This is a genomic window from Pseudomonas sp. SMN11 (genome assembly GCF_052041945.1).
GTDB lineage: Bacteria > Pseudomonadota > Gammaproteobacteria > Pseudomonadales > Pseudomonadaceae > Aquipseudomonas.
This window is the reverse complement of record NZ_JBKGGW010000069.1, coordinates 1-8998: the sequence shown is the minus strand read 5'-3', so window position 1 is coordinate 8998 and position 8998 is coordinate 1. Positions and strand designations below refer to the sequence as shown.

Here is an 8998-nt window from a genome sequence, read left to right as displayed (position 1 = left end):
CACAAAAAAGCAGACCGCGGCGGCCTGAAGAAGGCGGAGTGATGGCCGGTAGCCTCATACCTCTTGCCAAAAGTTTGGAATACCATAATATGATATCCCGTAGACCTTGAATCTCCAGGCCGGCACCTACAATTACAAGCGGCCACCAGACACATTGTTTTAGCTGCTCCCCGAACACTGTTGGCGGGCGCACCAGAAGCCCCGCCTCGAATAACAAAAGCAACGAGGGCGTAAACCATGCTGTTGAGCAAACGTGTAACCGCAGTGCTGTCCGCCAGCCTGCTGACCCTGGCCTGTCAGGCCGCCCAGGCCGCTGACAGCCTGAACTTCGTCAGCTGGGGCGGTACCACCCAGGACGCCCAGAAAGAAGCATGGGCCGTACCTTTCAGCAAAAGCACCGACATCAAAGTCGTCCAGGACGGCCCGACCGACTACGGCAAGCTCAAGGCCATGGTCGAGAGCGGCAACGTGCAGTGGGACGTGGTCGACGTCGAAGCCGACTTCGCCCTGCGTGCTGCGAGCGAAGGCCTGCTCGAACCCCTCGATTTCAACCAGATCAACCGCGACAAGATCGACCCGCGTTTCGTCTCAGATCACGGCGTCGGCTCGTTCTTCTTCTCCTTCGTGCTGGGCTACAACGAGGGCAAGCTCGGTGCCAACAAGCCGGTCGACTGGACCGCGCTGTTCGACACCAAGACCTACCCAGGCAAACGCGCCCTGTACAAATGGCCGAGCCCCGGCGTGCTGGAACTGGCCCTGCTCGCCGACGGCGTAGCACCCAAAGACCTCTACCCGCTGGATCTGGACCGCGCCTTCAAGAAGCTCGACACCATCAAGAAAGACATCGTCTGGTGGGGCGGTGGCGCCCAGTCGCAACAGCTGCTGGCCTCGGGTGAAGCGTCGCTCGGCCAGTTCTGGAACGGCCGCGTCTATGCCCTGCAGCAAGACGGCGCACCGGTGGGCGTGAGCTGGAAGCAGAACCTGGTCATGGCCGACTTCCTGGTCATCCCGAAAGGCTCGAAGAACAAGGACGCGGCCATGAAGTTCCTGGCCAATGCCAGCAGCGCCGAAGGCCAGGCCGCGTTCGCCAACAAGACCGCCTACGCCCCGGTCAACGTCGACAGCGTGGCCAAGCTGGACAGCAAGCTCGCACCGAACCTGCCGACCGCCTACGCCCAGGACCAGGTCACCCTGGACTTCGCCTACTGGGCGAAAAACGGCCAGGCCATCGCAGCCCGCTGGAATGAGTGGTTGGTCAAATGAAAGTCGCCATCAACGCCCTGCAGAACGCGCAAGGTGCCCCCACGGGCACCGGCGCCCCGGGAACGGCCCCTCGCCGCATCAGCATGAGCCAGCGCTGGAAAGGTAGCCGCAACCTGCTGCCGGCCCTGCTGTTCCTCGGCCTGTTCTTCTTCGCCCCGCTGGTCGGCCTGTTGCTGCGCGGGGTGCTGGAGCCAACGCCAGGGCTGGGCAACTATGAGCAGCTGTTCGCCAACTCGGCTTATGCACGGGTGCTGTTCAACACCTTCTCGGTGGCCGGCGTGGTCACCCTGATCAGTGTGCTGCTGGGCTTCCCGCTGGCCTGGGCGATCACCCTGGTGCCCCAGGGCTGGGGCCGCTGGCTGCTGAACATCGTGCTGCTGTCGATGTGGACCAGCCTGCTGGCGCGCACCTACTCGTGGCTGGTGCTGCTGCAGAGCTCGGGGGTGATCAACAAGGCGTTGATGGCCATGGGCATCATCGATACCCCGCTGGAGATGGTGCACAACCTCACCGGCGTGGTGATCGGCATGAGCTACATCATGATCCCGTTCATCGTGCTGCCGCTGCAGGCGACCATGCACGCCATCGACCCGATGGTGCTGCAGGCAGGTTCCATCTGCGGCGCAAGCCCCTGGACCAACTTCTGGAAGGTGTTCCTGCCGCTGTGCCGCTCGGGGCTGTTCTCCGGGGCGCTGATGGTGTTCGTGATGTCGCTTGGTTACTACGTCACCCCGGCCCTGCTCGGCGGTGCGCAGAACATGATGCTGCCTGAATTCATCATCCAACAGGTGCAGTCGTTCCTCAACTGGGGCCTGGCCAGCGCCGCCGCCGCACTGCTGGTGGTGATTACCCTGGTGCTCTTCTACCTGTACCTGAAGCTGCAGCCGGAATCCCCGGTTGGCAACGCGAGGTAAACCGCCATGCTCCTGTCTCCCAATGCCATGGGCCGCCCACTGCGTACGGGCCTGTACCTGACCACCGGGGTCATCGCGGCCTTCCTGCTGTTGCCGGTGGTGTTCATCGTGCTGCTGTCGTTCGGCTCGTCCCAGTGGCTGGTGTTCCCGCCACCGGGCTGGACCTTCAAGTGGTACGGCCAGTTCTTCTCCAACCCGGAGTGGATGGACGCCGCCCTGGCCAGCCTCAAGGTCGCCGTGCTGACCACCATCGCTGCCGTGCTGCTCGGCCTGCCCACCGCCTTCGCCCTGGTGCGTGGCCGCTTCCCCGGCCGCGAAATGCTCTACGGGCTGTTCACCATGCCGATGATCGTGCCGCTGGTGATCATCGCCGTGGCGGTGTACGCGCTGTTCCTCAAGCTGGGCTACACCGGCACGCTGTTCGCCTTCGTGGTCAGCCATGTGATCGTCGCCCTGCCGTTCACCATCATTTCGATCATCAACTCGCTGAAGCTGTTCGACCAGTCGATCGAGGATGCCGCGGTGATCTGCGGTGCCTCGCGCCTTCAGGCCATCTTCAAGGTGACCTTCCCGGCGATTCGCCCGGGCATGATCGCCGGTGGCCTGTTCGCCTTCCTGGTGTCGTGGGATGAAGTGGTGCTGAGCGTGATGATGGCCAGTCCCGACCTGCAGACCCTGCCGGTGAAGATGTGGACCACCCTGCGCCAGGACCTGAGCCCGGTGATCGCCGTGGCCTCGACCCTGCTGATCGGCCTGTCGCTGCTTGTCATGATCATTGCCGCCGCCTTGCGCCGGCGCACCGAAGTCAACGCCTGAGCGTGCGGAGAAAACAACAATGAGTGCAGTCATCAAAGACAACGCCCACGGCAAGACCCTGGTCAGCCTGCGTGGCCTGAACAAGCACTACGGCGACTTCACTGCCGTGGACAACCTCGACCTGGAGATCCAGGACGGCGAATTCCTGACCTTCCTCGGCTCCAGCGGCTCGGGCAAGTCCACCACGCTGTCGATGCTGGCCGGCTTCGAAACGCCGAGCAGTGGCGAGATCCTGGTCGAGGGCCAGTCGCTGGTCAACGTACCGCCGCACAAGCGTGACATCGGCATGGTGTTCCAGCGTTACTCGCTGTTCCCGCACCTGAACGTGCGCGACAACATCGGCTTCCCGCTGGCCATCCGCAAGCTCAGAGCCACCGAGACCAGCAAGCGCGTCGATGCCATGCTCAAGCTGGTGCAGCTGGAGAAGTTCGCCCACCGCAAGCCGTCGCAGATGTCCGGTGGCCAGCAGCAGCGCGTGGCGATTGCCCGGGCGCTGGTGTATGAGCCACGCATCCTGCTGATGGACGAACCGCTCGGGGCGCTGGACAAGAAGCTGCGTGAAGACCTGCAGGACGAACTCCGCCAGTTGCACCGCCGCCTGGGCATCACCATCGTCTACGTGACCCATGACCAGGAAGAAGCCATGCGCCTGTCCCAGCGCATCGCCATCTTCAGCCATGGCAAGATCGTTGGCCTGGGTACCGGTTACGACCTTTATCAGAACCCGCCGAATGCCTTTGTCGCATCGTTCCTGGGCAATTCCAATTTCCTGCGGATCAAGGCCAGCAGCAATGGCGCGGGCAGCTTCGAAGGCCAGCCGGTGGCGATTCGCCTGACCCCGGGCCTTACCGCCGAGCAAGATGCACTGATCATGGTGCGGCCGGAGAAGGCCCTGGCCCTGACCGCCGAACAGGCCGCGCGCGAGGCGCTGCCAGCCGGTTGGAACGAGGTCAGTGCCAAGGTCGGTGAGGTGCTGTTCCTGGGTGAGAGCCAGACCTGTCATGTGGTGACCGCGGGCGGTACCGAGCTGACGGTGAAGGCGCTGTCTGCGGCCGGGATGCCGATGCAACCAGGGGATACCGTGAAGGTGCGCTGGGCGGTGGCGGATGCCTGCATCTATACCGAGTGGGCCGAGAGTGACCTCAGCAAGTCGGCAGGGGCTCATTAAAAAAGCTGGGGCCGCTGCGCGGCCCTTTCGCGACACACGGTAACGCGATTTCTGTAGGAGCGGCCTTGTGTCGCGAAAGGAGGGCAACGCCCTCCCCTGCAATCACTCAGGCAATCGGAATCGTTCAGCAAAGTATTCCCGGAAGAACTCCACCGCCACCCGCACCTTGGCCGACCCGGCCAGCGGCGCGGTATACACCGCCCAGATATCGGCACTCTGCCGATACCCCTCCAGCACTTGCACCAGCCGGCCATCCGCCAGGCTGTCATGCACATCCCACCACGACCGCAACACGATCCCGCGCCCGTCCAGGCACCACTGGTGCACCACTTCGCCATGGTTGCTCGACAACGCGCCGGTGACCCGCACCGTTTCCTCGCCAGCGGGCCCCTCCAGGTGCCAGAGCCCGAAAGGATGGTCGCGCTCCTTGATCACCAGACAGTCCTGGCTGGCCAGGTCCACCAGGTTCTTTGGCGTGCCGCGTCGGGCAAGATAGTCCGGCGCCGCGCACAGCACGCGCCAGTTGCGCGCCAGGCGCTTGGCGATCAGGTTCGGGGCAATCTGGTCACCCACGCGGATATCCAGATCGACGCCCTCGGCCACCAGGTCCACCAGGCGATCATGCACGTCCAGGCGAATGTCCAGCCGTGGGTAGCGCGCCGCCAGCTCCGACAACGCTGGCGCCACCATCCGCCGCCCCAGGCCCAGGCTGCTGGCGATGCGCAACTGCCCTGCCGGCTCACGCTGGCCGGCGTCCAGGTCATCGCCCATGCGCTGCAGTGCCTCGAAGATCTGCTGCGCCCATTGATAGACCCGCTCACCCTCCTCGCTCACCGTCACCCGCCGCGTGGTGCGGTGCAACAGGCGAACGCCGAGGTCCGCTTCGAGCAGGCGGATGCGCTTGCTGACGAAAGCCGCCGACATGCCACGGGCCTCGGCCACCGCCGCAAAGCTCGCACGGCGGGCCACCTGAAGGAAGATATCGAGGTCGTCGAGGTTGGGCAGATTATTCACGATACGTGCACCAAGAATGCATGAGCTGGCTGATTATCTATGTAGCAGACCCTTATAGCATGGCCCACATCAGTTTCCCCAGACACAAGGTGTGGCCATGTCCAAGACCAAGACGTTCAAGATCGCCGCCATTCCCGGCGACGGTATCGGCAATGAAGTACTCCCGGAAGGTATCCGCGTGCTCGAAGCCGCCGCCCGCAAGCATGGCCTCGACCTGCAGTTCGAGTTTTTCGAGTGGGCCAGCTGCGACTATTACCTGGCCCACGGCAAGATGATGCCGGATGACTGGTTCGACCAGCTCAAGGGCTTCGACGCCTTGTACTTCGGTGCCGTCGGCTGGCCCGACAAGGTGCCTGACCACATTTCCCTGTGGGGCTCGCTGCTCAAGTTCCGCCGCGACTTCGACCAGTACGTGAACATCCGCCCGGTGCGCCTGTTCCCCGGTGTGCCGTGCCCGCTGGCCGGCAAGCAGCCTGGCGACATCGACTTCGTGGTGGTGCGGGAAAACACCGAAGGCGAATACTCGTCGCTGGGTGGGCGCATGTTCGAAGGCACTGCCAACGAATTCGTCCTGCAGGAATCCGTGTTCACTCGTCGTGGCGTCGACCGCATCCTCGAATACGCGTTCGAACTCGCCCACAACCGCCCACGCCAGCATGTGACCTCGGCCACCAAGTCCAACGGCATGGCCGTGAGCATGCCCTACTGGGACGAGCGCACCGCCGCGGTGGCCGCGCACTATCCAGAGATCACCTGGGACAAGCAGCACATCGACATCCTCTGCGCACGCTTCGTGCTGCAACCGGAGCGCTTCGACGTGGTGGTGGCGTCCAACCTGTTCGGCGACATCCTCTCCGACCTCGGGCCGGCCTGTACCGGCACCATCGGCATCGCGCCGTCGGCCAACCTCAACCCCGAACGCAAGTTCCCGTCGTTGTTCGAGCCGGTGCATGGCTCGGCGCCGGACATTTTCGGCAAGAACATCGCTAACCCGATCGGCATGATCTGGTCGGGCGCGCTGATGCTCGAGTTCCTCGGCAAGGAAACCGCGGACGCCCGCTATCAGGCCGCACACGATGAAATCCTGCAGGCCATCGAAGCCGTCATAGCCAGCGGTGCGACCACGCCTGACATGGGCGGCAGTCGCTCGACCCAGGCGGTCGGCCAGGCCATCGTCGATGCACTGGATGCCGCCTGACCGTCACATTTCGGTCACGCCACCGTCGTAATCTGCCGGGCAACTCTATGCCAAAGGTTGCCCGGCATGCGCCGCCTGCTGCTCCTGCTGCTTCCCCTGCTGAGCCTGACGGCCCAGGCTGAACCTGCGCCATTGCGCGTGCAGGGCTCCAACACCGTTGGCGCAGCATTGCTGCCGGCATTGGTGCAAGCGCAGCTGCGCGCGCAGCAGGCGACGGACATCGAGCAACTGCCAGGCGCGGTGGCCAACGAAACCGTGATCAAGGCCCGCGATGCGCATGGCCAACCCTTGCGTATCGACATTGCCGCCCACGGCTCGAGCACCGGGTTTGCCGCCCTGGGCCAGGGCCGGGCAGACATGGCGGCGGCCTCACGTCCCATCAGCGATGTCGAAGTGAACCAGCTCAAGGCCTTGGGCGACCTGCGCTCAGCCAGTGCCGAACAGGTCATCGGCCTGGATGGCGTGGCCGTCATCGTCCACCCCGACAACCCGCTGCCACAACTGACTACCCAGCAACTGGCGCAGATCTTCTCCGGGCAGATCCAGCGTTGGGAGCAACTGGGTGTGGCGGGTGGGGCCATTCACCTGTATGCCCGCGATGATCACTCCGGGACCTATGAAACCTTCAAAGCATTGGTACTGGAACCGCACCATGGCGCGCTGGCCCGGCAGGCGCAGCGTTTCGAGTCCAGCGAATTACTGGCCGAGCGAGTCGGCGCTGATCGTCACGCCATCGGTTTCAGCAGCCTGGCAGCGGTGCACGGGGCCAAGGTGCTGGCGGTGGCCGAGGGCGATGCACCGGCCATGCTGCCTGACCGCCCATTGGTCGCCAGCGAGGACTATCCGCTGTCGCGGCGGCTGTACTTCTACCTGCCAGCCAATGCCAAACCCCAGGCCCGGGCGCTGGCCGACTTCGTCCAGTCTCCGGCCGGTCAGGCCATCGTCGCCGAACAGGGCTTCGTCTCGCAGCAGGTCAAGGCGCAACCGGGAGCGGCGCAGGCCGACATGCCGCCGCGCTATCGCAGCCTGGCCCAGCAGGCGCAACGTTTGAGCGTCAATTTCCGCTTCCAGGAAGGCAGCGCCAGCCTCGACAACAAAGCCCTGCGCGATGTGCAGCGGGTCACCGAGTACTTGCGCCAAGCTGGCAAGCTACAGAACAAGGCGGTGCTGGTAGGTTTCGGCGACCCCAAGGAAACGCCTGGCCGTGCAGCGTTGCTCTCGCGCTTGCGGGCCCAGGCCGTTCGACGCGAACTGGCACGGGGTGGCGTCGAGGTGCTGGAAGTGACCGGCATGGGCGATGAATTGCCAATCGCCGGCAATGACATGGAACAAGGCCGCTTGCGTAACCGTCGGGTGGAAGTCTGGGTCTACTGACACGCAAAGAAATGTAACAGCTCACCATTCGGCATCACTGGCAAACGGGTCTAGGCTCAAGCTCATGTGATACCGGGCCCCTCTGACGGCTGCCAAGCCGTGATGTCGGATCACTGTTGCGATCTTCACTTGGCAACGTCGACATTCAAGGAGGGGCTCATGACAGCTCTGCAGACATTCCTCACCTCCCCGTTTCTTGGCACCAGCACCTGGTTGTGGCTGGTGTTCATGGCCATCGTCATCGGTTTGCTGGTGCTCGACCTGGGTGTGCTGCACCGCCAGGACCGCGAGATCGAAATGCGCGAGAGCCTGTTGCTGTATTCGGGCTATTTCAGCGTCGGCGTACTGTTCGGCCTGTGGGTCTGGCATGAGCTGGGCGCGCAGTCGGCGCTGGAGTTCTACACCGGCTTCCTGGTCGAGCAGTCGTTGTCGATGGACAACGTGTTCGTCATGGCGATGATCTTCGGTTTCTTCGCCATCCCCCGCCGCTACCAGCACCGCGTACTGTTCTGGGGCATTCTTGGCGTGGTGTTCCTGCGTGCGATAATGATCGGCGTAGGGGCGGCGCTGGTGCAGAACTTTGCCTGGGTGCTCTACATCTTCGGCGCCTTCCTGCTGTTCACCGGGGTGAAGATGGCTCTGTCGAAGGAGGACAGCCACCCGGACCTGGCCAATAACCCGATCTTGAAATTCGTCCGCCGTCATATGCGTGTGACCGACCAGATCCATGGGTCGCACTTTTTCGTGCGCCTGACCCCGCCCGGCGAAAGCAAGGGCCTGCGTTATGCCACGCCGCTGTTCCTGGCCTTGGTGCTGATCGAACTGGCCGACCTGGTGTTCGCTGTCGACAGTGTGCCGGCGATCTTCGCCATCACCCAGGACCCGTTCATCGTCTACACCTCGAATATCTTCGCCATCCTCGGTTTGCGCTCGTTGTACTTTGCCTTGTCGGCGCTGATGCACCGGTTCGTCTATCTCAAGTATGCGCTGGCGCTGGTGCTGATCTTCATTGGCTGCAAGATCTTCTACCACGGCATGGTGGGCAAGGTACCGGCGTTGCTGTCGTTGGGGGTGACGTTCGGGTTGTTGCTGGGTGGGGTGGTGGTTTCGTTGATCAAGACGCGGGGGGAAAAGGTGATGGGTGGTGCTGAGTTGGAACAAGAACTGGATGGGAAGGAAAAAACCGGAAAAAAAGAAGAGGACCCGCAGTTGCGAGTCTGAGTTGCAATCATTTCTTGATCATGAAATAGC

Annotated in this window: 8 protein-coding genes; 7 read left to right on the top strand and 1 reads right to left on the bottom strand. The window is 63.3% G+C overall.

The features are described from left to right. Positions 1-237 precede the first annotated feature (237 nt). The 4 genes from ACLEJU_RS28325 to ACLEJU_RS28310 are packed head-to-tail and all read left to right on the top strand — an operon-like array spanning position 238 to position 4161. Entirely contained in the window at positions 238-1263 is a 1026-nt protein-coding gene (locus ACLEJU_RS28325) for a polyamine ABC transporter substrate-binding protein (RefSeq protein WP_435425530.1), read from the top strand. Then, positions 1260-2177, top strand: a complete 918-nt coding sequence (locus tag ACLEJU_RS28320; protein ID WP_435425529.1) for an ABC transporter permease — start codon at positions 1260-1262, stop codon at positions 2175-2177. The genes ACLEJU_RS28325 and ACLEJU_RS28320 overlap by 4 nt, the downstream gene beginning before the upstream one ends. A 6-nt stretch (positions 2178-2183) precedes the next feature. Further along, on the top strand, positions 2184-2993 hold the full coding sequence (locus ACLEJU_RS28315; protein WP_152956085.1) for an ABC transporter permease: 810 nt from the start codon (positions 2184-2186) through the stop codon (positions 2991-2993). 19 nt (positions 2994-3012) lie between these two features. Next, positions 3013-4161 carry an ABC transporter ATP-binding protein gene (locus ACLEJU_RS28310; RefSeq protein ID WP_435425528.1) on the top strand — a complete coding sequence of 383 codons (1149 nt, stop codon included), beginning with the start codon at positions 3013-3015 and terminating at the stop codon, positions 4159-4161. A gap of 102 nt (positions 4162-4263) precedes the next feature. Here the strand turns inward: ACLEJU_RS28310 and ACLEJU_RS28305 are convergent, their stop codons facing one another. Continuing rightward, positions 4264-5175: a LysR substrate-binding domain-containing protein gene (locus ACLEJU_RS28305; protein ID WP_435425527.1), complete on the bottom strand. Its 912-nt coding sequence runs from the start codon at positions 5173-5175 to the stop codon at positions 4264-4266. 97 nt (positions 5176-5272) lie between these two features. Between ACLEJU_RS28305 and ACLEJU_RS28300 the strand changes: the two genes are divergently transcribed. The 3 genes from ACLEJU_RS28300 (at position 5273) to ACLEJU_RS28290 (ending at position 8968) form a co-directional block, all read left to right on the top strand. Further along, positions 5273-6373, top strand: a complete 1101-nt coding sequence (locus ACLEJU_RS28300; protein WP_435425526.1) for a tartrate dehydrogenase — start codon at positions 5273-5275, stop codon at positions 6371-6373. Positions 6374-6439: 66 nt separating this feature from the next. Beyond that, entirely contained in the window at positions 6440-7747 is a 1308-nt protein-coding gene (locus ACLEJU_RS28295; RefSeq protein ID WP_435425525.1) for a substrate-binding domain-containing protein, read from the top strand. A gap of 159 nt (positions 7748-7906) precedes the next feature. After that, the gene (locus tag ACLEJU_RS28290) at positions 7907-8968 is read left to right on the top strand and encodes a TerC family protein (protein ID WP_435425524.1); all 1062 of its coding nucleotides are present in this window, start codon (positions 7907-7909) and stop codon (positions 8966-8968) included. Positions 8969-8998 lie beyond the last annotated feature (30 nt).

What these genes read in the sequence shown, in the direction of transcription:
- ACLEJU_RS28325 (WP_435425530.1), top strand. Translation starts at nt 238, where the DNA reads ATGCTGTTGAGCAAACGTGTAACCGCAGTGCTGTCCGCCAGCCTGCTG.
- ACLEJU_RS28320 (WP_435425529.1), top strand. Translation starts at nt 1,260, where the DNA reads ATGAAAGTCGCCATCAACGCCCTGCAGAACGCGCAAGGTGCCCCCACG.
- ACLEJU_RS28315 (WP_152956085.1), top strand. Translation starts at nt 2,184, where the DNA reads ATGCTCCTGTCTCCCAATGCCATGGGCCGCCCACTGCGTACGGGCCTG.
- ACLEJU_RS28310 (WP_435425528.1), top strand. Translation starts at nt 3,013, where the DNA reads ATGAGTGCAGTCATCAAAGACAACGCCCACGGCAAGACCCTGGTCAGC.
- ACLEJU_RS28300 (WP_435425526.1), top strand. Translation starts at nt 5,273, where the DNA reads ATGTCCAAGACCAAGACGTTCAAGATCGCCGCCATTCCCGGCGACGGT.
- ACLEJU_RS28295 (WP_435425525.1), top strand. Translation starts at nt 6,440, where the DNA reads ATGCGCCGCCTGCTGCTCCTGCTGCTTCCCCTGCTGAGCCTGACGGCC.
- ACLEJU_RS28290 (WP_435425524.1), top strand. Translation starts at nt 7,907, where the DNA reads ATGACAGCTCTGCAGACATTCCTCACCTCCCCGTTTCTTGGCACCAGC.